Genomic DNA, 25179 nt, shown 5'->3' with positions numbered 1-25179 from the left:
AACTTGCGTTCCAATCACGCCGCCGGCCTTGCCGGCGGCGTTTTTCATTTGCACAGGCTGGCGCGCAACGCCTCAATCGCATAGCGTACTTTCGCAGGCTGGATGTCGCGGCGCGGCGTCACTGCGTAGATCGCCAGCGGCGGCAGGCCCCACTCCGGCAATACCCGCAGCAGACGACCGTCGGCCAACTCTTGCCGTATCTCGGGTTCCGGCTGCACCGCCACGCCCATGCCGGCCAGCACGAACTGGCGTGCGGCGACGATGTTGTTGCTGACCAGTCTCGCGTCCGGCTCGAGGGTAAAGCGGCTTCCATCCGCATGCTCGAACGCCAACCAACCCAGTTTGCGATCCGATAAAGCCACCCATTGCAACGAGGACAATTGCTCAGGCCGCGTGATCGCCGGCTGGCGGGCGAGATAAGCCGGCGACGCGCACAGCACATTGGGCCAGTCCGCCAGATGGCGCGCCACCAGGCTGGAGTCCTTGAGCACCCCGGCGCGCAGCGCCAGATCGATGCGGTTGTCCACTAGGTCTATCATCTCATCGTGGAAAAACAGCCGCAGCTTCAGACCCGAGTGCGCGCTCAATAAAGGCGTCAGCGCCTCGCTCAATAAGGCGCCGGCAAAGCCTGTGGGCGCGGCGATGCGCAGCTCGCCCACCGGCGCGTCTCGCAGCTCCAGCAGCCGCTGCTCGGCCAGCTGCGCCGCCGCCAGCATGTCGGCGCAGCCCTGATAGAACAGGCTGCCCGCCTCGGTCAACGTCAACTTGCGGGTAGTCCGGTGCAGCAGACTGACGCCATGCTGCTGCTCCAGCTTGCTGATATGCTGGCTCACCGCCGATGGCGTCATGCCCAGCTCGCGGGCCGCGCCGTTCATCGACCCCTTATCCACCACCATGGCGAAAACCGCCATGCGTCGTAATGCATCCATTTATTAAGCCCAACTAAACTATCAATGCCATTTTTGCTGGATTATCGCCCTATAATCAAGCTGCTATTCTGAACGCCATCAAACTTCATTATGTTTGGGGCCCTCGTAAAACCATTACGTCAGGGTTTTCGGCCCCCTGTTTATCGCGAAAAGGAATCCCATGAAAATCGCACTGATCGGCGCCAGCGGCTTTGTCGGCTCGGCCATCCTGCAAGAACTGCTGTCCCGCAACCATCAAGTCAGCGCCATCGTCAGCAATCTGTCCAAACTGCCGCAACACCCGCAGTTGAGCGGCGTCGCCGCCGACGCCTACCAAGCCGGCCAGATCGCCGCCGCCGTAGCCGGCCACGACGCCGTGGTCAGCGCCTTCAACCCCGGCTGGGACAAGGCCGATATCCAGGCGCTGGCGGTGAAGGGCCACGACGCCATCGTCGCCGGCGTCAAGCAAGCCGGCGTCAAGCGCTTCCTGGAAGTGGGCGGCGCCGGCAGCCTGGAAGTGGCGCCCGGCGTGCAACTGGTGGACACTCCGGAATTTCCGGCGGAATGGAAAGAAGGCGCGCTGGGCGTGCGCGAAGCATTGCGTCGCCTGCGCGAGGAAAGCACGCTGGACTGGACCTTCGTCTCACCGCCGGCCTTCCTCCATCCCGGCGAGCGCACCGGCAAATACCGGCTGGGCGGCGATCAATTGCTGTTCAACGGCGACAAGCCGGCTGACATCAGCGTGGAAGACCTGGCCGTGGCCATCGTCGACGAGCTGGAAAAACCACAGCATCTGCGCCGCCGCTTCACCGCCGCCGCAGTCTAAACCCCAAGCCCGGCTCGCCCGGGCTTTTTCATGCCCTGCCCCCTCCTCGCCTTGCGCAAAGGGCCTCCCGCCCGCCCGGCCCATGCCGTCCGAATGCGAAGCGGTTTCAACTCGCCGACCCCCCAACGCAACTTAGTCCTGACTCTATAATTCTAAATTGACAGCGGCCTCCAGCTTGTCTAGATTGCCCGGCTGCCGCAAGATGGCGGTGCGCTGGCATGCCCGGCGCCCCAGCCATGTGAAACCATGACAACGACAATAATAAGGACGGCCCAGGCCATCCTCACAACAACCCGGTTACCGGGACACAGCCCTTAAAGAGAAGCATTATGGCCATCAGTGTTTTTGATTTGTTCAAGATAGGCATCGGCCCATCCAGCTCCCACACAGTTGGACCGATGCGCGCCGCGCGCCAATTCATCGCCCGGCTGGAAAAAGACGAGTTGCTCACGCAAACCGCCAGTGTGCGCGCCGAAATGTTCGGCTCGCTGGGCGCGACCGGCAAGGGCCACGGCACCGACGTTGCGGTGTTGCTGGGCCTGCAGGGCGAGCAACCCGACCTGGTAGACACCGACGCGGTGGACGGCATGCTGGCCGCCATTCGCGCAAGCAAGGCCATCGCGCTGCTGGGCAAGCACACCGTGCCCTTCGTCGAGGGCGAGCACCTGATCCTGCACAAGAAGAAAACCCTGCCTTACCACCCCAACGGCATGATTTTCGAAGCCTTCGACGCCGCCGGCGCCAGCCTGTCCAAGCGCGCTTATTATTCTGTGGGCGGCGGCTTCGTGGTCGACGAGGCCGCCATCGACGCCGGCTTTACCCCGCCGGGGGTCACCGAGCTCAAGCACCCGTTCAAGAGCGCGGCGGAATTGCTGGCCTTGTGCCAGCGCCACGGCAAATCCATCAGCCAGATCATGCTGGAGAACGAGCTGGCCTGGCGCAGCGAGGAACAAGTGCGCGCCGAGCTGCTGAAAATCTGGCAAGTGATGCAGGACTGCGTCAAGCGCGGCTGCGAGCGCGAAGGCATCCTGCCCGGCGGCATGAAAGTCAAACGCCGCGCCGCCGACATGCACCGCAAACTGCTGGCCTCGCCGGAAGCAGCGCTGCGCGACCCGCTGACGGTCATGGACTGGGTCAATCTGTACGCGCTGGCGGTCAATGAGGAAAACGCAGGCGGCGGCCGCGTGGTGACCGCGCCCACCAACGGCGCGGCCGGCATCATCCCGGCGGTAATGCACTATTACGCCCGCTTCGTGCCCGGCGCCAGCGACGACGGCATCGTGCGTTTCCTGCTCACCGCCGGCGCCATCGGCGTGCTGTTCAAACTCAACGCCTCCATCTCCGGCGCCGAAGTAGGCTGCCAAGGCGAGGTGGGCTCGGCCTGCTCGATGGCCGCCGGCGCCTTGGCCGAAGTGCTGGGCGGCACCCCGGAACAGGTGGAAAACGCCGCCGAGATCGGCATGGAACACAATTTGGGTCTGACCTGCGACCCGGTGGGCGGCCTGGTGCAAGTGCCCTGCATCGAACGCAACGCGATGGCCTCGGTCAAGGCCATCAACGCGGCGCGCATGGCGCTGCGCGGCGACGGCCAGCATTTCGTGTCGCTGGACCGGGTGATCAAGACCATGCGCGACACCGGCATGGACATGAGCACCAAGTACAAGGAAACCGCTCGCGGCGGCCTGGCCATCAACGTCATCGAAGTGCCGGTGAATATTGTTGAGTGCTGAGCCGCTGGCCTGTTAGCATCAAAGCCGATGGCGCTTGCGCGCCGTCGGCTTTTTTTACGACCTTATCCCGTGAAACACAAACCCGCCATGCATCACATCGCCACCGCCAGACTGCAACTGCGCCCGCTGCACGCCAGCGACGCCCCTTTCATGCTCAAGCTGCTGAACGAGCCGGCCTTCATCGCCAATATCGGCGACAAAAACGCCCACGACCTGCTCGGCGCGCTGCGCTATATCGAGGAGGGCCCGCAAGCCAGCTACCGCAAGCACGGCCACGGCCTGTTGCTGGTGGAGCGGTTGGAGGACGGCGTTCCAGTCGGCATCTGCGGTCTGGTCAAGCGCGAAGGCCTGGCCTATCCGGACATCGGCTACGCCTTTCTGGAACAATTCTGGGGCAGCGGCTACGCCAGCGAAGCCGCGCAGGCCGCCATAGAACATGGCCGCGAGCAGTTGGGGCACGAAGTGGTGGTCGGCATCACCGCGCCGCACAATCAGGCGTCCATCCGCGTGCTGGAGAAAATCGGCCTGCGTTATCAGGGCCGGATCGAACTGCCCGGCATTGACGACGACAGCTGCTATTTCGTGCCGCCTGAGCTCTTAAAGCCAGCTCGCGATCTGGCTAGCTAAGGCGAGACAAGACGAAAACGGCTGAGAAATTCGAAACCGTGTTCAACACTGTATCGCCAACGCGCAGCAGATCGTGCCCATATTGGATCAGCCGGCCTGAAACGCCGCCGGCCGCAACCAGCGCCGGCACAGCAACACGCCCAGCGCGGCGGCAACGGCCGACATCGCGAACGTCGTCGCCATGCCGCCATGCGGCCACACCAGCCCGCCGATCAGACCGCCGGCGCTGCCGCCGACGCCAAACGAGGCGATGATGTAAAAGCCTTGAGCGCGACCGTGATGATGTGGGTCGAACATACGATGGATCAGCCCCAACGAGGCCGCGTGGTGCAGGCCGAAAGTCAGCGCGTGCAGCAACTGCGCGCTGATCGCCACCCACGCCAGCTGCGCGGCGGCGGCGATCAGCGCGAAACGCAGCACCGCCGCCGCTAGCGACAACAGCATCAGCGTTTCCAGGCGCGCGCGCCCCATGATCTTGGGCATCAGCAGGAATACCGCCACCTCGCTGACCACGCCCAGGCCCCACAGCATGCCGATCGCGCCTTGCTCGTAGCCCGCCTGTTTCAAGCCGATGGAAAAAAAAGTGTAGTAAGGCCCGTGAGCGAAGGCCATCAGGAAACAACAGCCAAACAGGGCCATCACCTCAGGCCGCCGCAGCGTAGCGGCCATTGATGTCGGCTGCCCGTTCTTGCGTTCAGCGGCCACCTCCGGCACCCGCCAGGCCGCCGCCGCCACCAGCCCCAACAACGCGCAGAGCGCCCACGGCAGATTGCCGATGCCGATGAGGTCCAGCAGCAAGCCGCCGCTCATCGCCAAACAAACAAAACCTATCGAGCCCCAGACCCGCACCCGGCTGTAACGCCCCGGCTGCGCGCGCGTCAGGTGGGCTGTACTGGCCTCCACCAGGGGCAGCGCCGCCGCCCAGAAAAAATGCGACACGGCCAGGCTGACGAACACCCACCAGAAGGCGCGGTCCAGCCCTACCAGCAGAAAGGCCGCCGCCGACAACAGAGAAGTCGTCAAGATGATGGCGCGCCGGCGTCCGCGCCGATCCGCCAACCAGCCCCAAAAGCCCGGCGCGACAATACGCGCCAACGTGGACAAGGCCATCAACACCGAGATCTGCCAGGCAGAGAAGGACAGCGACTCCAGATACAGCCCCCAGAACGGGCTGAACAGGCCCTGAAAGGCGAAATAGCTGAAATAGAACAGGCTGAACGGCAACAGGGATACAGCGGGTGACGCGGAAGACGGCATGATGTGAAGCTCGGCCCTTAAGCGGACTCCTGGTTGAAAACGTAAAACGGCGCGCGGAATAGCGCAGCGGACTTTGAACAGGCTCTCAGAACTGCCCTTTGAACTTGCCGATCTCCCGCCGCGCCTTCTTGGTGGGGCGCCCATCGCCGTGCGGGAAACTGGCGCGCTCCGCTTTCAACAGCAACTGCTGCTCCTCGCGCGCGCGTTGCGAAACCTCGTCCTCGCGGTAGAGCAGCCGCGCCTCCTGCGCCGGGCGGCGCTGGGTGCTCAGCGCCAGCACCTCGACTCGGTACTCCAGCTGATTGATGCGCATCACCAGTTGGTCGCCCTCCTTGACCACCCGCGACGCCTTGACTCTGTCGCCGTTGACCTGCACCCGCCCCAATTCCAGCGCTTCGTGCGCGAGTTGCCGGGTCTTGAAGAAACGAGCCGCCCACAACCATTTGTCGAGACGGACCTTGCCAGCGTCCTCGCCCGAGGCCGCCATCTAGAGCACGCTCCATTCGGCGGAGGCCAATCCATCCAGCTTCAAACTAAGCTTGTCGCCGGAACGCACCGCCGCCACGCCTTCCGGCGTGCCGGTATAGATCAGATCGCCGGCTTGCAGGCCGTAGATCCGCGACAGATAGGCGATGATGGCCGCCACAGGGAACAACATCAGCCCGGTATCGCCTTGCTGACGCAGCGCCCCGTTAACGCGCAACTCGAAGCTCAGCCGCTGCGGGTCGGCCACCTGAGCCGCCGGTGTCAGGCGGGACAGGCAGGCGGCGGTGGGAAAGCCCTTGGCCTTGGTCCAGGGATGGCCCTTGCTCTTGGCCGCCGATTGCACATCGCGCGCCGTCATGTCCAGACCGATGCCATAGCCGGCCACATGATCCAGCGCTTCCGATTCCGCAATATCGCGGCCGCCCTTGCCTATCAGCAGCACCAGTTCGCACTCGTGGTGCACATCGCTGGAATAGTCGGGCAGACGCAACGGCTCGCCCTCGCCGGCCAGCGCCGAAGTGGGTTTCAAGAACACCAGCGGCTCGTCTTCCAGCGGGTTGTTCAACTCCGCCGCGTGCGCGGCGTAATTGCGCCCAATGCAGAAGATGTTGCCCACCGCGACGTCCTCTTCGCCCAAGCGCGCCTTGAATGCCGACATGACCATCCTTTCCCGTTCAGTCCAACGTCAATTTAATCTTCGCGATTATCCCATAATTTCCATCCTCCCGGCATGCCAGGCCGAAAGGACAGCTAGGCAGATTGTGCACTGCGGCAACAAGATGCCACTTTCGACGCGCCTTATCGTCCTCCTCCCGGTGAAAATGTCATGCAACCCTGTTACAGTCATGGCGTACCTTGCGACCGCACACTTTGTTACACGGTCCAATGCAGGAAAGCTTCGATAACGCTTCGGCACGTTTCAGGAGACAGCTTTGACCCAAGAAAGTACAAACCCGCTGGATAGTTTCTTCGCCAGCCTATCCGAGGCCAACCAACAATGGATGCAGCAGTTCGTCAACAACCTGCCGCTGCCCCCACAACCTGGAAATGCTGAATTGCCGCTGGCCAACGCCTGGGGCGCCATGCTCAGCAACGCCGGTCAGTTGTTCGCCTGGCAAAGCAGCCTGTATCAGCAGCAGATGAATCTGTGGTCTCAGTTCCTGGGCCAGGCGCCCGCCGCCAACGGCGACGCCTCGGCGAAAAAGGGCGACCGCCGCTTCGCCTCTCCGGAATGGGACGAACACCCGTTCTATCACTTCCTCAAGCAGGGCTATCTGCTCACCAGCAAGTGGATGACCGAGCTGGTGGACAACGCCCAGCTGGAGGAAGAGGCCAAGGACAAGCTGGCCTTCGCCACCCGCCAATACCTGGACGCGGTCTCCCCCAGCAACTTCATGCTGACCAACCCGGACGTAATGAAACGGGCGATAGAGACCAAGGGTGAAAGCCTGGTCGACGGCATGAAGAACATGCTGGAGGACTTCCAGAAGGGGCACATCTCGATGTCCGACGAGAGCCAGTTCGAGATCGGCAAGAACATCGTGGTCACCCCGGGCCAAGTGGTGTTCCGCAATGAATTGATCGAACTGATCCAGTACACCCCCACCACCGGCCAAGTCTACGAAAAGCCGCTGCTGATCGTGCCGCCCTGCATCAACAAGTACTACCTGATGGACCTGCAGCCGGACAACTCCATGGTGCGCCACTTCGTGGCCCAGGGTTACCGCGTGTTCCTGATCAGCTGGCGCTCGGCGGAACCGGAGATGAAGCATTTCACCTGGGAAAGCTATATCGAGAAAGGCGTAATCGCCGCGGCGGAAACCGTGCGCAAGATCAGCAAGCAGGACAGCATGAACGCGCTGGGCTTCTGTGTCGGCGGCGTCATCCTGACCACCACCCAGTGCGTGCTGCAGGCCCGCGGGCTCAAGTATTTCGACTCCACCACCTTCATGACTTCGCTGATAGACCACGCCGAGCCGGGCGAGATCTCCTACTTCATCGACGAGAACCTGGTGGCCAGCCGCGAAGCCAAAATCGCCGCCGGCGGCATCATCAGCGGCAAGGAAATTGGCCGCACCTTCGCCAGCCTGCGCGCCAACGACCTGGTGTGGAACTACGTGGTCAACAACTACCTGCTGGGCAAAACGCCGGCGCCGTTCGACCTCCTATACTGGAACAACGACGCGGTGGACCTGCCGCTGCCGATGCACACCTTCATGCTGCGCCAGTTCTACATGAACAACGCGCTGACCAAACCAGGCTCCATCACCTTGTGCGGCGTGCCCATCGACGTTTCCAAGATCGACATCCCGGTCTACATTTTCGCCGCGCGCGAAGACCACATCGTGCTGTGGAGTTCCGCCTACTCCGGCATTCACTACTTGACCGGCGCGCCGTCCCGGCGCTTCGTGCTGGGCGCCTCCGGCCATATCGCCGGCTCGATCAACCCGGTGACCAAGGACAAGCGCAATTACTGGGTCAACGACAAGCTGCCGGAACACGCGGACGCCTGGCTGGAAACCGCGGAAAGCCGCCCCGGCAGCTGGTGGAAGGACTGGGACGCCTGGCTGGCTCCGCAATCCGGCAAGAAAGTCGCCGCACCCAAGAGCCTGGGCAGCAAAGACTTCCCGCCGCTGCAAGCGGCGCCGGGCAGCTATGTGCTGGCCAAGGCCATGCCCAGCGTGGTGGCCAGCCTGCAGTAAACGCTTGTTTACGATCGGCAACGCGTCGGCGGGATAGGGTCAAGAAACTAGAACACCGCCCAAGCCGACGCGCCTTGCCACAGCCGTAAAACCAAGTTTTGTCAGTCATTCCAAAGACGCGCCGCCGACCGCTTCCAACGCCGGCGGCGCGTTGGCCGACACACCGACCTTCGCGGTCACATTGAAGAGAGACGGAGAAAAACATGGAAGTCGTGATTGTCGCAGCAACCCGCACCGCCATCGGCAGCTTTGGCGGCGCGCTGGCCAAGATCCCGGCCCCGGAACTGGGCGCCACCGTCATCAAATCGCTGCTGGCTCAAACCGGCCTGAAACCGGAAGACGTCAGCGAAGTCATTCTCGGGCAAGTGCTGACCGCCGGCAGCGGCCAGAACCCGGCTCGCCAGGCCTTGATCAAGGCCGGCCTGCCCGTCACCACTCCGGCCACCACTCTCAACGTAGTCTGCGGCTCCGGTCTGCGCGCCGTTCACTTGGGCGCTCAAGCCATCGCCAACGGCGACGCCGACATCGTCATCGCCGGCGGTCAGGAAAACATGTCCTTGTCGCCGCACATCCTGCCCGGCTCGCGCGATGGTTTCCGCATGGGCAACGCTCAACTGATCGACACCATGGTCAACGACGGCCTGACCGACGCCTACAACGCCTATCACATGGGCATCACCGCCGAAAACGTGGCGGAGAAGTACGGCATCGGCCGCGAAGAGCAGGACGCGCTGGCGCTGGCCTCGCAACAACGCGCCGCCGCCGCGCAGAAAGCCGGCAAGTTCAAGGACGAGATCACCCCGGTACTGGTGCCGCAGCGCAAAGGCGATCCGGTCGCTTTCGACAACGACGAGTTCATCAAGCACGACGCCAGCGCCGAAGGCTTGGCCAAACTGCGCGCCGCCTTCAAGAAAGAAGGCACCGTCACCGCCGGCAACGCTTCAGGCATCAATGACGGCGCCGCCGCGGTGCTGCTGATGTCGGCGCAGAAGGCCGACCAGCTGGGCCTGAAGCCGCTGGCCGCGATCAAGGCTTACGCGCTGACCGGCTGCGCGCCGGAAATCATGGGCATAGGCCCGGTGGCCGCCACCCGCAAGGCGCTGGACAAAGCCGGCTGGAAGGTGGAGGAACTGGACCTGGTGGAAGCCAACGAGGCCTTCGCCGCTCAGGCGCTGGGCGTGGCGCGCGAACTGGGCTGGGGCCCGGACAAGGTCAACGTCAACGGCGGCGCCATCGCGCTGGGCCATCCGATAGGCGCTTCCGGCTGCCGCGTGCTGGTCACCCTGCTGCATGAAATGCAGCGCCGCGACGCCAAGAAGGGCCTGGCCACGCTGTGCATCGGCGGCGGCATGGGCGTGGCGCTGGCGGTGGAACGTCGCTAAGCCGTTTCGCGCAAACAAAAAACCCACCGGCTCCGGTGGGTTTTTTTGTACTCGCGGGCAGGTTCAGCCTGAGCGCGCATTGTCGCCATGCTGGAGCAGGAATGCCATATTCAGTTCCAGCGGCGCGCCCAGCCACATGGCGAAATCGCTGTGATCCTCTACATCGTCACCGGTCAGCGGGTGCAGCAGCACGCTCAGCCCCTCCCGGTTCAACATCAGCCACGGCACGATTTGGCCAAACAAAGCCGGCGCAAAAGCGATCTGGTAAGCGCCCACCGGGTGCGGCCCGTAAGCCTGCTCGCGCCAGCGCCCCAACTCCACCTCGAAGCGCTGCGCCACTGCCTCGCGCAGCCGCCGCGCCGCCGGCTGCTGCTTTGCGTCGTAATAGACATGGGCGTGATAGCCCGTCACCTCGAATGCCTGCTGCATCGTTTGCTCCCATGCTCTAAGAACCTGTTTACGATCTGCTACGCGTCGGCGATACGGCGTTGAAAGCGGCTTCAAAATGATCATGTACCGTGTGTACACTCCGCTTTTCAGCCGTTATCGCCTTGCCTCGCCATTGCTCGCGAGATCGTAAACAGATTCTAAGTCCGCGCTCACGGCGACTGGACCCGAACAAAGCCTGTAAAGCTATCGTTCCCGCCGCAAAAAATCAAGACGGCATATTCCGACCCGGACACATGTCCACGCCCTGAAACCGTCCCCGCCAAACAAAAACCTCCTGGCCGCGATGGCAGGAGGTCTGGACGATTGGCCGGCCCGCTGGCCGGCGTAGACGGTCGGAGGGACCGTGAAGGAAAACAGCGCATGGATCAAAACCAGCGAGGCGCTCAGCACATCAAGCCAGCCGCATCGCCGCAGCGCTCGTCTTAGTGGGGGACAATAATGGGCGCCCCGTCGGGCCCGTGTTTCTTCTGATGTTTGGCCGCCCGCTTTTCCTTGGGGGTCATCAATGGCTGCTTCTTGGCTTCCTTGCTGCTGTGTCTTGATTTACTCATGATCAGCTCCTTGGCATGCATCGGCGGTGCCGATGCCGGCTCCAGTATAGCCCTCATCCGGGCTTGCCATGGAGATAAAATACCCATCCGGGCGTCAAGCTCTGCGCATGGGCGGCGGTTTCCAATCGCTTTTTAGAGCGGCTAACAAACCCCCTGATGCCGCGGTGCGCCGGCTTGCCGTACCCAAGTAATGCCAGCGTCGGCAGGCTTTGGCTCAGGTTCTCCGCAAGGTTTTGTCAGCGGCTCTAAATGGTTGAATGAATACTCAAACCTGAAACAGAGTCGCCGCCAAAGCCGGGGTCGCCACGGCGAAACCCTCCGGCCCCAATTGGCGAAAATGCTGCTGCGTCGCGGTAATAAAGTCCTGGATGAAAGCAGGTTTTTCCCGGCCATGTTTATCCTGCACAATCAGCGTGGGCGCGGAGCTGAAATCGGCAAACGGCCGTCGTATCAACTCCGGCCCGTCCCGAGTGGCGCTGCCGGACGGGCACATATTCAGGATGGAACAGCCAAATCCCGCGGAAACCGCCGCGCGCACGGTTTCATACGAACGCGTCCTGAAGCGCACATGAGGCTGACAAGGCGATATTTCGAACAAGGCCAACAAATACGCCGCCGTCTGCGGCAAATCCAGCAACACCAGCGGCCGAAGCGCCAAATCCGCCAACGAGACCGCTTCTTGCTCCGCCAGCGGGTCTTGTATCGACAGCAAGGCATGACAGGGCACCTTGCAGATACGGCTAACCTCCTCGTCCAAATGAAAGCCGATATCGTAGGTTACGATCAAATCCACCTCGTCGGCCGCCAGCCAGCTGCGCAGTTGCGACTGGTCTCCTTCCCGCAGCTGGATGTCGACTTCGCCTTGACCCTGTATATAACGTTTCAGCACATCCGGCATGAACAAGGCGCCAAACGGCTCAAAACAGCCAATCCGCAATTGAACGGTCCCCGGCCGCGTCAGATTGGCGATGCAACGATTAAACGCCGACTTCGCTTCCAACATATCCTGCGCCGCCAGCATGAACTGCTTGCCCGCCGGAGTGATTTTTACGCCACGCGCCGGGCGGCGTTCAAAAATCCGAAACCCTATTTGGTTTTCCACATGAATGATGGCGCTCAGCAAGGCGGATTTGGAAATCGGTATCGCCTCCGCCGCCGCCGCGATGCTTCCCGTCAATGCCACTTCATAGACATAACGTATTTGTCTAATCGAAATATTCATGTCCCCTCCCCTAAGCTGGCATTTGGGAGCCTGTTGAAAGTCTGCCGTGCTTCAGCGGCGTAACAGGCTCTTACACATAAAAACAGCGCAACTTGCCGCGAAAAATGCGTTTTTCCGCGCCGCCTCGTTTGCTTACCATCATCGCAAAACAACACCACCGCCCAGTCATGCCATAGCGGCCACGCCGCACCTTACCTTGGGGGCTTAGTATGTCATCCATCCACACACTCCCGCTGGCGGACGCGTCGCCGCTCTGCCGGCTGAACGTGCAAAACATGACCAGCCGCTACGCCGCGGCAAGCCTTTCTCCGCTTGAAGTCGCGGAAGCGGCGCTGGCCAGGGCGTCGGCAGTCCAAGACCGATACAACGCCTTCGCTTTTATCGACAGCGCCGGCGCGCTCGACGCCGCCGCCGCGGCCGATGAGCGTTGGCGGCGGGGGCGTCCCTTGTCTCCCATCGATGGCGTGCCCGCCACGATCAAGGACATCGTTCAAGTGCAAGGCTGGAGCGTGCGCTATGGCAGCCGCAGCAGCAGCACGGCGGTTTGCGGCAGCGACGCTCCGTCGGTTGCTCGCTTGCGCGCCGCCGGCGCCGTCTTGCTGGGCATGACGACCATGCCGGAATTCGGCTGGAAAGCCGTCACCGATAATCCGCTTCACGGGATTACGCGCAATCCGTGGGGGCCTGAACTGACGCCGGGGGGCTCTTCCGGCGGCGCGGCCGTGGCCGCCGCGGCCGGCGCGGGCGTATTGCACCTGGGGACGGATGGCGGCGGGTCCATTCGCATCCCGGCGGCCTTCTGCGGTCTGGTTGGACACAAACCCAGCTTTGGCCGGGTGCCGGCCTATCCCGGCAGCGCCTTCGGCACCTTGGCGCATATCGGGCCAATTGCGCGCTGCGTCGGCGATGTCAGCGCCATGCTGGACGCGATGAGCGGCCGCGACTTGCGTGACTGGCATCAGCCCATCGGCGGCGAGCCCTCTTTCCCTCCCTTGGCGCTAAGCAGGGCCAGAGTGGCTTACTGGTCCACCCCGGCCTGCGGCCAACTGCAAGCGGAAGTGGCCGCGGTCATAGAGCGGGCCTTGGATCTGGTGCGCTCATTGGGAGTGGAGATCCAGCCATTCGAACTGCCCGATATCGATCTGCTCGATGTTTTCCAAAAACACTGGTTCAGCGGCGCGGCCAACCGCCTGTCCATGGTGGAGCCGGCTCTGCGCGGGCAACTGGACCCTGGCTTTGTCGCAATAGCCGAGCGCGGCCAGGCCCTGAGCGCGGCGGACTTGGTTGCGGCTCAAACCCGGCGCGCCGAATTTGGCGCCTTCATGGACCAGACGATGAGCCGGTTCGATCTGCTGCTAGCGCCGGCCACCCCCTTGACGGCCTTCCCCATCGCCTCGCGACAGCCGGCCGGCGATGGCGCTGCCTGGACAGAGTGGGCGGGTTTCAGCTTCCCGCTCAATCTAAGCCAGCATCCCGCCTGCGTCGTCCCCTGCGGCCTGAGCTCGGAAGGCAAGCCGGTTGGGCTGCAATTCATCGGCGCGCGCGGGGCGGACCGGCAATTGCTGTCGCTGGCCGGTCAGTTTGAATCGCTGGGCGCCTTTCCCCACTTATTAGACTCAGGAGCCGAATATGTCCGCTGAACCTCTCCTAGCCGACGACTGGCGCGCCCTGGCCAAGGCACTGCCCTTGGAACAGGGGCTGTTCATTGACGGGGACTTTCGTCAGGCGCGTTCCGGCCGGCGCTTCGCCAGCGTCAATCCAAGCAATGGCGAAACCCTGGCCGAGCTGCCCAGCGCCGATGGCCAGGACGTGGATATCGCCGTCAATTCCGCTCGGCGCGCTTTTCAGTCCGGCGTCTGGTCCAGACGACCGCCGCGGGAGCGTATGGCCGTCCTCAATCGGCTTGCCGATTTGATCGAACAACATCAACGCACTTTCGCTTTGCTGGACTGCCTGGACATGGGCAAGCCAATTAGCGAGATGCTGACGGTGGACGTGCCCCTGAGCGTACAATGCCTGCGCTTTACCGCGGAATCCATCGACAAGGTACTGGGCACGGTGGGAGCAACCGCCAGCCACATCCATAGCTTTGTGCTGCGCCAACCCTTGGGCGTGGTGGCTTGCGTGGTGCCCTGGAATTACCCCTTGCTGATGAGCTGCTGGAAGATCGCGCCCGCGCTGGCGGCCGGCAACTCCGTGGTGCTCAAGCCGGCGGAAGAGTCTCCGCTCAGCGCTTTATGGCTGGCCAAGCTCTTCATTGAGGCGGGCGCCCCGCCCGGGGTACTCAATGTGCTGACCGGCGATGGACCTGGCTGCGGCCGGCCGTTGGCCTTGCATCAGGATGTCGACAAGATCGCCTTCACCGGTTCGGCGGAAGTGGGCAAGCTGATGCTGTGCTACGCGGGCCAGTCCAATATGAAGCAACTGTCCTTGGAGTGCGGCGGCAAATCCCCCCATGTGATTTTGGCCGATGTCCAGGACCTGGAGGCCGCCGCGCGTTGGGCGGCCATGGGCGTATTCGGCAATCAAGGCCAGATCTGCTGCGCCGGCTCCCGCCTGCTGGTGGAACAAAGCATTCTTCCCGATTTTCTCGAAGCCTTCCTAAACGCCGCGCGCGCGCATCACATCCCGGGAGACCCGCTGGACCCCGCCACCAGCATGGGCCCGCTGGTGAGCCGCGGCCAGCAGCGGCGCGTGCTGGATTACATTGAGCTGGGCCGGCAGGCCGGTGCGCAATGCCTGCTGGGCGGCGACACCCCGCGCCATCTGGACCACGGCGCCTACGTCAACCCCACCGTGTTCGCCGGCGTGAACAACGGCATGCGCATAGCGCGAGAAGAGATTTTCGGCCCAGTGGCCTGCGTGATGCCGGTATCCGGCTTGGACCAGGCCATCGCCATCGCCAATGACAGCCCCTTTGGCCTGGCGGCGGGCATCTGGACCCAAAACCTCAACCATGCGCATCGCTTCGCGCGCGAGGTAGAAGCCGGCATGGTCTACGTCAACAGCTATATGGACGGCGATATGCAACTGCCGTTCGGCGGCTGGAAAGAGTCCGGCAATGGCCGCGACAAATGCTTTGACGCCTTGCTGGCCTACACCCAGACCAAGGGGGTGTGGATGACGCTGAACCAGGAGCAATAGGACAACAGAACGCCGACCATCGGAACAAGCCGGCGCCGCAACGTAAAACCGAGGAGAAAACATCATGACCAGCACGGCAAATCGCCATCCTACCGGCCATCTTTTGTATCCCTTCGCCAATGCCAGCCATATTGCCGCGCATCCGCCGCTGCGGATCGATCGCGCTTCGGGTTGCCATGTCTTCGATCAAGCCGGGAAACGCTATCTAGATGGGCAAGGCGGCTTGTGGAATGTCAACGTCGGGCACGACCATCCAGAAATCAAGGAGGCCATCACCCAACAATTAAACCAGCTGGGTTTTTATTCGATTTTTGGCGGCACCACCACGCAGCCGGCCATGGCGCTGGCTGAGCGTTTATGCCGGATGACCGAGCCCGAAGGCATGAGCGCCGCCTTTTTCTCTTCCGGCGGCTCGGAAGCCAATGAAGCGGCGTTTAAACTGGCCCGCCAGTACTGGCGGCAATGCGGCGAGCCTGAGCGCCATAAAATCATCTCGCTGAAGCAGGCTTACCACGGCGTGACCCTGGGAGCCTTGTCGGCGAACGGCAGCACCGCTTATCGCCAGGCTTACGAACCCTTGCTGGCGGGCTTCAGCCAAGTGGACACCCCCCATCTATACCGCAACCCCTACACCGACGATTCAGAAACCCTAGGCCGCTTATGCGCGCAATTGCTGGAGCGGGAAATCCTCCATCAGGGCCCCGGCACCGTGGCGGCCTTCATTGCCGAGCCGGTGCAAGGCGCCGGCGGGGTCATTGTCCCGCCCCCCAATTATTGGCCCTTGGTGCGCGAGGTGTGCGACCGCTATCGCGTGCTCCTGATCGCGGACGAAGTGGTCACCGGTTTCGGCCGCATTGGAAACCTGTTCGGCAGCCGGCATTGGGGGGTAAAGCCGGACATCATGGTATTCGCCAAGGGAATCAACAGCGGCTACATCCCGCTGGGGGCCACCTTGATGAATCAAAGAGTGGAGTCGGCATTTCACTCAAGCGACGCCCGCCAGTTCAGCCCGGCGGCCTTCTATCACGGCAACACTTATGCCGGCCATCCGCTGGCCTGCGCGGCGGCGCTGGCCAATCTGGAGATCATCGAAAGGGAAAACCTGACGGAAAACGCGGCCAAGGTAGGCGGTCATTTATTGGAGCGCCTGAAAAGCATAAAGGGCAAGCATCCCCATATGGGTGATGTCCGCGGCTTGGGCCTGATGATAGGCGTGGAACTGGTGGCCGACCCCGTCGGCAAACAGCCTTTTGATCTGGACCTGGGCTTCGGCGCGTATATCTCCGATTACTGCCGTCGACACGGGGTGTTGATACGCAATCTGGCGGACACTTTCATCATTTCTCCGCCCTTGACGCTGAGCATGGAGCAGGCCGAGCTCATCGCGAATACCTTCGAGCAAGCCATCGAAGCCGCGGAGAAAGCCTTGCTACGGTAACCCGCATGGAGATCAAGCGGCTTGCATAGACAACAATAGCCGGCCCCAAGAGCCTGTTAACGACGCGCAGCAGACTCCCTGCAGGCTCAAAGAACTTGCCGGCAATAAGACCCGCTGACAAAACCCCTGATCCTGAGTTGCGCCGACTTGTCGTACGCCTGGTACTGCCTGCGTCGGCGCGCCTTGGCTCAGGTACGCTGCGCGGTTTTGTTTGCGGCGCTAAAGGAGAATCATGATGGCAGGATATCCCCCGTTCCCCGTAACGGAGCCCGCGCAGCCCCTTCCCTACGCCGGATCGCTACGCCGAGTGTTATCGCTGCCGGCGCTGACTTTGTTTGGCCTAGTCTATATGGTGCCCTTGACCGTATTCACCACCTATGGCGTGGTCACTCAAGTCACCGGCAGCCGCACCGCCTTGGCTTATCTGCTCACCTTGCTGTCCATTTTTTTCACCGCGCTGTCTTATAGCCGCATGGTCGACCGCTACCCGGTTGCAGGCTCGGCCTATTCTTATGCCCGTAAAAGCTTTGGTCCGGTGACGGGCTTTCTGGCAGGCTGGTCTTTATTGCTCGATTACCTGTTTTTACCCATGATCAATTACCTGGTGATCGGCATCTACCTGCATCAAAGCTTTCCTCAAGTGCCGGCCTGGGGCTTTATCGTGACGATGATCGCGCTGGTCACGCTGTTGAATGTGCTGGGCATTCAATCAGTGTCGCGTTTCGGCAATGTGCTGATAGCCGCGCAGCTAGTCTTTGTTCTGGTGTTTGTCGGGCTGGCGGCCCGGCAGATCATGACTCAGACCAGCGTGGATCTGCTGGCGCCCTGGCAGGGGGACGGCAGCGCCATCGGGATGGCGCCGGTGCTGGCCGGCGCGGCCATTTTGTGTTTGTCCTTTCTAGGCTTTGACGCGGTGTCCACTTTGGCGGAAGAGGCGCGGGAACCGCGCCGCGACATCCCGCGGGCCATCATCATCACGACAATAGGAGCGGGACTGCTGTTCATCCTGCTGGCGGCCATCAGCCAGCTGGCTTTCCCCGGCAGCAGGTTCCAGCATGTGGACTCAGCCGCCAATGAGGTGATGCGGCGCATCGCCGGCCCCTATTTCGTCAGTTTTTTCACCGCCAGCTATGTGGCCGGCGCCTTTGGATCGGCACTGGCCTCCCAAGCCTCGGTCTCGCGCATTTTGTACAGCATGGGCAGGGATCGTGTCTTGCCGCACCGGATCTTTGCCGGCCTGTCACAACGCTTCAACACCCCGATCTGGTCGATACTCGTGGTATCCCTCTGTTCCATGCTGGCGCTGGTGATCGATTTGGCCACCCTGGCCTCCCTGATCAGTTTCGGGGCTCTGGTGGCGTTCTCGGTGGTCAACCTGGCGGTGATCAAAACCTATCTGCTGGATGGCAAACCGCATCCGTTTAGCGCCTGGCTGCGTTATGGCTCGCCCGCGGCGATTGGATTTGCCTTGACGCTCTGGCTGTGGACCAGCCTGTCCGCGCTCACCTTGCAAATCGGCCTGGGCTGGCTCGCCGCGGGCGTGGCGTATTTGCTGTGCCTGACGCGCGGCCTGCGCAAAGCCGTGCCCACGGTTCAATTCGACAACAGCGAGTCTTGAGCGAAGGCGGGCGCCCCACGCCCGCCCCCGCCTAAAATGACATGGCAATCATCAGCTATGCTCATACTCTTGCGCCTCGGTTTCATTAGCCACAGAATGCATGGCATACATCCCCCGGAGCCGGCATGAACACCCTCGCAACCCCTCAACTGGACACCATTCCGCAACGCATCGCCGCCCTGCGCGCCGCCATGAAGAACGCCGGAGTCGACGCCTGTCTGGTGCCCTCGTCCGATCCCCACCTGTCGGAGTATCTGCCGGCGCGCTGGCAAGCCCGCCAATGGCTGTCCGGCTTCACCGGCTCCATGGGCACGCTGATCGTCACCCACAACTTCGCAGGCGTCTGGGCCGACAGCCGGTACTGGGTGCAAGCCGAGGCCGAACTGGCCGGCAGCGGCATTCAGCTGGTCAAGATCGTCAGCGCAGCCAGCGCCGACCACCTTGGCTGGATCTCCAAGACGCTGAGCGCCGGCCAGACGCTGGCGGTGGACGGCGATTCGCTGGGCCTGGCCGCTGCCAAAGCGCTGCAAGCCGCGCTGGAACAGGCTGGCGCTCGCTTGCGCACCGACCTGGATCTGATAGACGTCATCAACCCGCAGCGCCCGCCGCTGCCGGACGCGCCGGTGTATCAACATGAGGCGGCGTTTGCGCCGCAAAGCCGCGCGGACAAGCTGGCGCGCTTGCGCGCCGCCATGGCCGAAGCCCGCGCCGATTGGCACTTCCTGTCCACGCTGGACGACATCGCCTGGAGCTTCAATCTGCGCGGCAGCGACGTCAACTACAACCCGGTGTTCATCAGCCATGCGCTGCTGGGCCGGCAACAGGCCATCCTCTTCGTCGGCGAAGGCAAGGTTTCCGCCGAACTGCGCGCCCAACTGGCGGCCGACGGCGTCGAAGTCCAGCCCTACGCCCAGGCCAAGCCGGCGCTCGGCGCGCTGCCGGCCGGCGCCAGCCTGCTGCTGGACCCGCGCCGCGTCACCCTGGGCTTGCGCCAGGCGGTTAATCCGGTAGCCCGCGTGATCGAGGCGATCAATCCCAGCACCTTGTTCAAATCCTGCAAAACGCCGGAAGAAGCCGCTCATATCCGCGGTGCGATGGAGCAGGACGGCGCGGCGCTGTGCGAGTTCTTCGCCTGGTTCGAAAGCGAGGTTAACCGCAGCCGCGTCACCGAGCTGACCATAGACGCGGAAATCACCGCCGCGCGCGCGCGTCGCCCCGGCTTCGTGTCGCCTAGTTTCGGCACCATCGCCGGCTTCAACGCCAACGGCGCGCTGCCGCACTATCACGCCACCGAGGCCGCCCACAGCGAAATCAAGGGCGACGGCCTGCTGCTGATCGACTCAGGCGGTCAATACCTGGGCGGCACCACCGACATCACCCGGGTGCTGGCGGTCGGCACGCCGTCCGCCGAGCAAAAGCGCGACTTCACCCTGGTTCTGAAAGGCACCATAGGCCTGTCCATGGCGCATTTCCCGCGCGGCACACTGTCGCCGATGCTGGACGCTCTGGCGCGCGCGCCGCTGTGGCAGCACGACATCGACTTCGGCCACGGCACCGGCCACGGCGTCGGCTACTTCCTCAATGTTCACGAAGGCCCGCAGAGCATTTCCCGCGCGGTGCCGGACGCCAATATGGCGATGCAGGAAGGCATGGTCACCTCGATCGAACCCGGCGTCTACCGGCCCGGCCGCTGGGGCGTGCGCATAGAGAACCTGGTGCTGAACGTGGCCTCGTCGCAAAATGAATTCGGCGACTTCCTGCGCTTCGAAACCCTGACCCTATGCCCTATCGACACCCGCTGCCTGGACTTCAACCTGCTATCCCGCGCCGAGGTGGACTGGCTGAACCAGTACCATGCCGAGGTGCGCGCGCGCTTGCTGCCGCTGGTGGACGGCGCGGCGCGCGAATGGCTGCTGGCCAATACTGAAACCATCTAGACCCCTCGCTGCCCGGGCGCTCCCGCGCCTGGGCCATTCACATGCTTGATCGACTCAACGACCTACGCCTCTTCCTTGACGCCGCCCAACTGGGCAGTTTCTCCGCCGCCGGCCGCAAGCAGGGCCTATCCCCCGCCGCCGCCAGCGCCTGCATCCAGCGGCTGGAAGCGGCGCTGGGCAGCCGCTTGTTCCAACGCACCACTCGCCAACTGCGGCTGACCGAGGCAGGAGAAATCTTCCGCGACCACTGCCAGCGCGCGCTGGACACCCTGCAGCAAGGCCAGGACCGGCTGCAGCGGGAACAAAGCGAACTCAGCGGCCTGATCCGGCTGTCAGCGCCGTCGGATCTGGGCCGACACGCCTTGCTGGACTGCCTGGACGAATTCCGTCGCCTGCATCCGGCGGTGCATTTCGCCCTGCAACTGGACGACACCCCGGCCGATTTGATCGGCGAAGACATCGACATCGCCATCCGCTACGGCCAGCCGGCGGACAGCAGCCTGATCGCGCGCGAACTGGCCGCCAGCCGCCGCGTGGTCTGCGCCGCGCCGGCGCTGCTCGCGCGCACCGGCACGCCCCGCCATCCGCGGCAGCTGGCCGAACTGCCGACGCTGACTCTGGTCACCGGCGACGGGCCGATGCATGAATGGCCTTACCGCGAGCACGGACAGCGCCGCGCGCTGCGGCTGGAACGCGCGCAGCAGAGCAACGACGGCGAGGTGATCCGCCGCTGGGCGCTGCAAGGCCAGGGCTTCGCCTACAAATCGCTGCTGGACATCGCCGACGATCTGCGCCAAGGCCGCCTGCTCACGGTGCTGGACGAGTACTTCACCGACAGCGCGCCGCTACACCTGCTTTACCCCGTCCAGCGCGGCCAACCGCTGCGCATCCGCCGGCTGATCGACTTCCTGCGCGAGCGGCTGTCGGCGCTGCCGGCTACCACCCTGCTGCCGGAGGCCGGCTCCCAATTGTAAAAAAACCGCGGCGCGGCCAATGGCCGTTCCGCGGTTTTAGGGTGCGTCTCATGGCTCGGCGGTTCAGTCCGCCGGCACCTTGTCCACCTGCAGCGCGAAGCGCGCGATCTCGTCCTTGCGCATGAAGGCGACGCCTGCATGGCTCTGCGCGTAGCGGATGAATTGCTCCAAGGCCTTGACCCGCGTCGGCGAGCCGGAAATGCGGTCGTGGGTGCTGATCGACATCATCCGCCGCCGCGAACCGGCCTCTGCATACAGCACGTCAAACTCAGCCTTCAAATCGGACAGGTAAGCCTCGTTGCTCAAAGCCGGCGAATCAAAACGCACGATGTCGTTGTTGCGCAAGGTATAAGGCACCACCACGAAGGGCTTGCCCTTGACCGGCACCGTGAACGGCTCGTCTCGGCTGACGTTGTCGATGTGATAGAGAAAGCCCAGTTGCTGCAGAATGCCCAGGGTATTGGGCGTGCCGCGCAGCCAGAAGGCGTTGAAGCCCACCGGACGCGCGCCGGTGGCGCGCTCTATGCTGGCGATATTGGCGCGATAGGCCGCCTCTTCCTGCTCCGGCGTCATCGAGTACTGCGGTTCCCAGGTCTGGCCGTGCGCCGCCGCTTCATGGCCGCGCGCCACGATCTCGCGCGCCAGCTGCGGGCTGCGATCCACCGCCTGCCCCACCATGTGCGAAGTCACCTTCACGCCAGTGCGATCCCACAGGTCCAACAACCGCGGAATGCCCTCCTTGACGCCGTAGTCGTACCAACTTTGCATCGGCAAGTCCGCGTACTTGGGGTCCAGCGGTGGAAACGGCCCGCTGGCGCCGCGCTCCGGCTGAGCGCCGGCCTCGAACTGCATGGAAATCGAAATCGCCAGGCGCGCGCCGTTCGGCCAGAAGGCGCCGCCGCTTGCTGTATTTGCCGTCATCTTGCTTGCTCCAGTCGCCGCCAGCGCCGCGCCGTGCGCCAGCATCAGCGCGGTGCCGCCCGCGGCCGCGCCGGCCAGGAACTGGCGACGATTGATGGGTAGGGTATCGGACATCTCAAGTCCTCTTGTTCTCTTCGGCGCGGCCTACAACAAGGCCCCGCCCTCCACGTCCAGCACCGAGCCGGAGATGAAACCATTGGCCATCGCCAACAGATAGGCTTGCGCCAGTTCCGGCGGCTGGCCGACGCGGCCGACGGGCAGGCCCTGCCCGATGCGCGCCAGCGTCGCCTGGCGCGCGGCGGAGCCGGCTTCGCCCCACAACTCGGTGTCCACCACGCCGGGGCTGACCACGTTGACGCGGCGCGGCGCCAGTTCCTTGGCCAGATTCTTGGCCGCCGCCTCCAGCGCGGCGTTGACCGTGCTCTTCAGCAAACCGCCGCTGGAATACTTGCGCGCCAACAAGCCGGAGGTGAAGGTCACCGACGCCCGCTCCGTCAGATAAGGCAAGGCTTCCCGCACCGCCAGCAGGCTGCCGAACAGCTTGACGTCGAAAGTCTGCCGCAACGCTTCCTCGCTCAGCTCGCCCAGCGCCGGCGCGCCAACCCGCGCGCCGGCGGTCAGCACCAAGTGATCGATGCGGCCGATATCTGCGAAGGCCCGGGCCAATGTCAGACTGTCGGTCATGTCCGCCTGAATCCCCTCGCGGTCCTCCTCGGATTGGACGGTACGCCCCAGCACATAGACCCGAGCGCCGGCCGCCACGGCCGCGTCCGCCACCGCCCGGCCGATGCCGGAGCCGCCGCCCAGTACCGCCACGGTCTGGCCGTGGAAAGAAAAGGCCGCCGCGTTCATGGCTTCACCACGCCCAATTGCTGCATCAGGGTCAGATTGTCTTCCAGGTGCCAGTTCTCGGCGATGCGGCCGTTCTTGACCCGGTAGAGGTCGAAAGCCTGGAATTCCACCGGCTGGCCCTGGCCTTGCACGTCGCCGAAGCGGCCGCTGAAATGGCCCTGGAAATGCAGGCGCAACGCGACGCGGTCGCCGGCCAGCACCATATCGGTGACGTCCACCTTCAAATCCGGCACCGCGGCGCGGAACTGGCGCGAAGCCTGCAAGGGGCCGGCCACGCCCTGCTGGCGGCCGGCGGGCAAGGTGTGGTCGACAAAGTCGGGGTCCAACGCCAGCTCGGCGTAGCGCGGATCGCCGCTGTTCCAGAACGCCGCGTAGCGCAGCGCGGCCAGTTTCATCGCCGCCGCGCTGCCGGCCGGGCGGTCAGCCCACACTCTCGCGGGCTGCGGCAGGTTTTCCGCCGCGCCGGCGAAGGCCGCGGACAAGGCCAGGCCGAAGCCCAGCGCCAAGGTCAAAGCTTTCATCATCGTCTCCCGATTGCGGCGTCGCCAACACAGCGACACCGGACCAGCACATTGTGTCGCCGGCCATGGGATTTGATAATTGGCTCTATATTTGTATGATCTGCTTGTTCAATTTGAAAATAGGCGTAAAAAAAGGCGAAGCTCCAGCGCTTCGCCTTTCTCAAAGAAGCTGTTTACGCAGGTTCTTAGCCGCCGGTGCCGCCCACGGTCAGCCCGCCGTCTATGCGCAGCGTGGGCTGGCCCACGCCCACCGGCACGCTCTGCCCTTCCTTGCCGCAAACGCCCACGCCCTGATCCAGCTGCAGATCGCTGCCTATCATGCTGACGTAGTTGAGCACGTCGGGACCGTTGCCTATCAGGGTAGCGCCCTTGACCGGGTAGCTAAGCTTGCCGTTTTCGATGCGCCAGGCTTCCGACGCCGAGAACACGAACTTGCCGCTGGTGATGTCCACCTGACCGCCGCCAAAGTTGACCGCGTACAGGCCATCCTTGACCGAGGCGATGATTTCCTGCGGATCGTGCTGGCCGGCCAACATATAGGTGTTGGTCATCCGCGGCATCGGAATATGGGCGTAGGACTCGCGGCGGCCATTGCCGGTGGCGCCCACCTGCATCAGCCGCGAATTCATCGCGTCCTGCATATAGCCCTTAAGCACGCCGTCCTCTATCAGCACGGTGCGCTGGGTGGGGTTGCCCTCGTCGTCTATCGCCAGCGAGCCGCGGCGCTCCTCCATGACCCCGTCATCCACCACCGTGACGCCCGGCGCCGCCACACGCTGGCCGATCTTGCCGGAGAAAGCGGAAGTGCCCTTGCGGTTGAAGTCGCCTTCCAAACCATGGCCTATCGCCTCGTGCAACAGCACGCCGGGCCAGCCCGGGCCCAACACCACGGTCATCTGCCCCGCCGGCGCCGGACGCGAGTCCAGGTTGGTCAAGGCCTGATGCACCGCCTGGCGCGCATAGCGCTCCAACACCTCGTCGTCGAAGTAGGCCAGGTCGAAGCGACCGCCGCCGCCGCTGGAGCCCTGCTCGCGGCGGCCGTTTTGCTCGGCGATCACCATCACCGACACCCGCACCAGCGGCCTCACATCAGCCGCGCGCACGCCGTCGTGGCGCGCCACGTAAACCACATCGTATTCGCTGGCCATGCCGGCCATCACCTGGATCACCCGCGGGTCCAGCGCCCGGGCCATCCGTTCCACCTTTTCCAGCAAGGCCACCTTGGCCGCCGCCTCCAGACTGTGACAAGGGTCCAGCGCCGGATACAGCGGTTTAGGCGCTCGCGGCGTTTGCCGTCCGGCGGAACCGTCGCCGCCCGCCTGGCCGATGGCGCGCACCGCGTCGGCGGAACGGCTCAGCGCTTCCAGGCTGATGGCGTCGGAATACGCGAAGGCGGTCTTGTCGCCAGCCACGGCGCGCACGCCCACGCCTTGATCAATGCTGAAACTGCCGGACTTGACGATACCCTCTTCCAGGCTCCAGGCCTCGCTGCGGGTGTATTGAAAATAGAGGTCGGCGTAATCGATGGCGTGGTGGCGCATGCGCGCCAGCGTGGCCTCCAAAGCCGCCTCGTCCAGGCCGTAAGGCTTGAGCAGCAGGCTGTCTGCCGCGGAGAAAGCATCTTGCATAATGT

At 63.6% G+C, this 25179-nt stretch carries 22 protein-coding genes; 11 read left to right on the top strand and 11 right to left on the bottom strand.

The window, feature by feature from the left end; translation table 11 throughout:
• Positions 1-44: 44 nt before the first annotated feature.
• On the bottom strand, positions 45-911 hold the full coding sequence (locus DXT74_RS12965) for a LysR family transcriptional regulator (protein ID WP_196783758.1): 867 nt from the start codon (positions 909-911) through the stop codon (positions 45-47).
• Between the two features lie 178 nt (positions 912-1089).
• Here DXT74_RS12965 and DXT74_RS12960 point away from each other — a divergent pair, with 178 nt between their 5' ends.
• The 3 genes from DXT74_RS12960 to DXT74_RS12950 all read left to right on the top strand — a co-directional run bounded on the left by DXT74_RS12960 (position 1090) and on the right by DXT74_RS12950 (position 4091).
• Positions 1090-1734 carry an NAD(P)-dependent oxidoreductase gene (locus DXT74_RS12960; RefSeq protein ID WP_043641560.1) on the top strand — a complete coding sequence of 215 codons (645 nt, stop codon included), beginning with the start codon at positions 1090-1092 and terminating at the stop codon, positions 1732-1734.
• 329 nt (positions 1735-2063) lie between these two features.
• Positions 2064-3464: an L-serine ammonia-lyase gene (locus tag DXT74_RS12955; protein WP_081556189.1), complete on the top strand. Its 1401-nt coding sequence runs from the start codon at positions 2064-2066 to the stop codon at positions 3462-3464.
• Positions 3465-3533: 69 nt separating this feature from the next.
• The gene (locus DXT74_RS12950; protein ID WP_231138178.1) at positions 3534-4091 is read left to right on the top strand and encodes a GNAT family N-acetyltransferase; all 558 of its coding nucleotides are present in this window, start codon (positions 3534-3536) and stop codon (positions 4089-4091) included.
• Between the two features lie 87 nt (positions 4092-4178).
• Here the strand turns inward: DXT74_RS12950 and DXT74_RS12945 are convergent, their stop codons facing one another.
• The 3 genes from DXT74_RS12945 to DXT74_RS12935 all read right to left on the bottom strand — a co-directional run bounded on the left by DXT74_RS12945 (position 4179) and on the right by DXT74_RS12935 (position 6492).
• Complete coding sequence (locus tag DXT74_RS12945; protein WP_194426159.1) at positions 4179-5348, bottom strand: MFS transporter; 1170 nt, start codon at positions 5346-5348, stop codon at positions 4179-4181.
• Positions 5349-5433: 85 nt separating this feature from the next.
• Positions 5434-5835: an RNA-binding S4 domain-containing protein gene (locus tag DXT74_RS12940; RefSeq protein WP_194426158.1), complete on the bottom strand. Its 402-nt coding sequence runs from the start codon at positions 5833-5835 to the stop codon at positions 5434-5436.
• Positions 5836-6492 (bottom strand): fumarylacetoacetate hydrolase family protein, encoded by a 657-nt coding sequence (locus DXT74_RS12935; RefSeq protein ID WP_194426157.1) that lies wholly within the window; start codon positions 6490-6492, stop codon positions 5836-5838.
• A gap of 343 nt (positions 6493-6835) precedes the next feature.
• Between DXT74_RS12935 and DXT74_RS12930 the strand changes: the two genes are divergently transcribed.
• Both DXT74_RS12930 and DXT74_RS12925 read left to right on the top strand, forming a co-directional pair.
• A complete protein-coding gene (locus DXT74_RS12930; RefSeq protein ID WP_370551762.1) occupies positions 6836-8536 on the top strand; it encodes a PHA/PHB synthase family protein in 1701 nt (566 codons plus the stop codon).
• A gap of 203 nt (positions 8537-8739) precedes the next feature.
• Complete coding sequence (locus tag DXT74_RS12925; RefSeq protein WP_081556193.1) at positions 8740-9918, top strand: acetyl-CoA C-acetyltransferase; 1179 nt, start codon at positions 8740-8742, stop codon at positions 9916-9918.
• 63 nt (positions 9919-9981) lie between these two features.
• Here the strand turns inward: DXT74_RS12925 and DXT74_RS12920 are convergent, their stop codons facing one another.
• The 3 genes from DXT74_RS12920 to DXT74_RS12915 all read right to left on the bottom strand — a co-directional run bounded on the left by DXT74_RS12920 (position 9982) and on the right by DXT74_RS12915 (position 12141).
• Positions 9982-10347 carry a DOPA 4,5-dioxygenase family protein gene (locus tag DXT74_RS12920; RefSeq protein ID WP_043641553.1) on the bottom strand — a complete coding sequence of 122 codons (366 nt, stop codon included), beginning with the start codon at positions 10345-10347 and terminating at the stop codon, positions 9982-9984.
• Between the two features lie 443 nt (positions 10348-10790).
• Complete coding sequence (locus DXT74_RS23035; protein ID WP_254894653.1) at positions 10791-10919, bottom strand: hypothetical protein; 129 nt, start codon at positions 10917-10919, stop codon at positions 10791-10793.
• Between the two features lie 265 nt (positions 10920-11184).
• Positions 11185-12141, bottom strand: a complete 957-nt coding sequence (locus DXT74_RS12915; protein ID WP_043641551.1) for a LysR substrate-binding domain-containing protein — start codon at positions 12139-12141, stop codon at positions 11185-11187.
• A gap of 209 nt (positions 12142-12350) precedes the next feature.
• On the opposite strand from DXT74_RS12915, the gene DXT74_RS12910 reads away from it, so the two are divergent.
• The 6 genes from DXT74_RS12910 (at position 12351) to DXT74_RS12885 (ending at position 21252) form a co-directional block, all read left to right on the top strand.
• On the top strand, positions 12351-13781 hold the full coding sequence (locus tag DXT74_RS12910) for an amidase family protein (protein ID WP_114152583.1): 1431 nt from the start codon (positions 12351-12353) through the stop codon (positions 13779-13781).
• Positions 13771-15285 (top strand): aldehyde dehydrogenase, encoded by a 1515-nt coding sequence (locus tag DXT74_RS12905; protein WP_194426156.1) that lies wholly within the window; start codon positions 13771-13773, stop codon positions 15283-15285. The genes DXT74_RS12910 and DXT74_RS12905 overlap by 11 nt, the downstream gene beginning before the upstream one ends.
• A gap of 64 nt (positions 15286-15349) precedes the next feature.
• The gene (locus tag DXT74_RS12900) at positions 15350-16723 is read left to right on the top strand and encodes an aminotransferase class III-fold pyridoxal phosphate-dependent enzyme (protein WP_194426155.1); all 1374 of its coding nucleotides are present in this window, start codon (positions 15350-15352) and stop codon (positions 16721-16723) included.
• 235 nt (positions 16724-16958) lie between these two features.
• Positions 16959-18341 carry an APC family permease gene (locus DXT74_RS12895; RefSeq protein ID WP_196783757.1) on the top strand — a complete coding sequence of 461 codons (1383 nt, stop codon included), beginning with the start codon at positions 16959-16961 and terminating at the stop codon, positions 18339-18341.
• A 149-nt stretch (positions 18342-18490) separates the two neighbouring features.
• Positions 18491-20278 (top strand): aminopeptidase P family protein, encoded by a 1788-nt coding sequence (locus tag DXT74_RS12890; RefSeq protein ID WP_196783903.1) that lies wholly within the window; start codon positions 18491-18493, stop codon positions 20276-20278.
• Between the two features lie 41 nt (positions 20279-20319).
• Entirely contained in the window at positions 20320-21252 is a 933-nt protein-coding gene (locus DXT74_RS12885; RefSeq protein WP_194426152.1) for a LysR family transcriptional regulator, read from the top strand.
• 63 nt (positions 21253-21315) lie between these two features.
• Here DXT74_RS12885 and DXT74_RS12880 read toward each other — a convergent pair whose 3' ends face one another.
• The 4 genes from DXT74_RS12880 to tldD form a co-directional block, all read right to left on the bottom strand.
• Positions 21316-22287 (bottom strand): polysaccharide deacetylase family protein, encoded by a 972-nt coding sequence (locus tag DXT74_RS12880; RefSeq protein WP_194426151.1) that lies wholly within the window; start codon positions 22285-22287, stop codon positions 21316-21318.
• A gap of 30 nt (positions 22288-22317) precedes the next feature.
• Complete coding sequence (locus DXT74_RS12875) at positions 22318-23025, bottom strand: SDR family oxidoreductase (protein ID WP_194426150.1); 708 nt, start codon at positions 23023-23025, stop codon at positions 22318-22320.
• Complete coding sequence (locus DXT74_RS12870) at positions 23022-23546, bottom strand: ester cyclase (protein WP_231138177.1); 525 nt, start codon at positions 23544-23546, stop codon at positions 23022-23024. The genes DXT74_RS12875 and DXT74_RS12870 overlap by 4 nt, the downstream gene beginning before the upstream one ends.
• A 185-nt stretch (positions 23547-23731) precedes the next feature.
• Entirely contained in the window at positions 23732-25174 is a 1443-nt protein-coding gene (gene tldD, locus DXT74_RS12865; RefSeq protein WP_194426148.1) for a metalloprotease TldD, read from the bottom strand.
• Positions 25175-25179 lie beyond the last annotated feature (5 nt).

The sequence above is a fragment of the Chromobacterium sp. Rain0013 genome (genome assembly GCF_015291765.1).
GTDB classification, from domain to species: Bacteria; Pseudomonadota; Gammaproteobacteria; order Burkholderiales; family Chromobacteriaceae; genus Chromobacterium; species Chromobacterium haemolyticum.
This window is presented reverse-complemented; position numbering and strand designations above follow the sequence as displayed.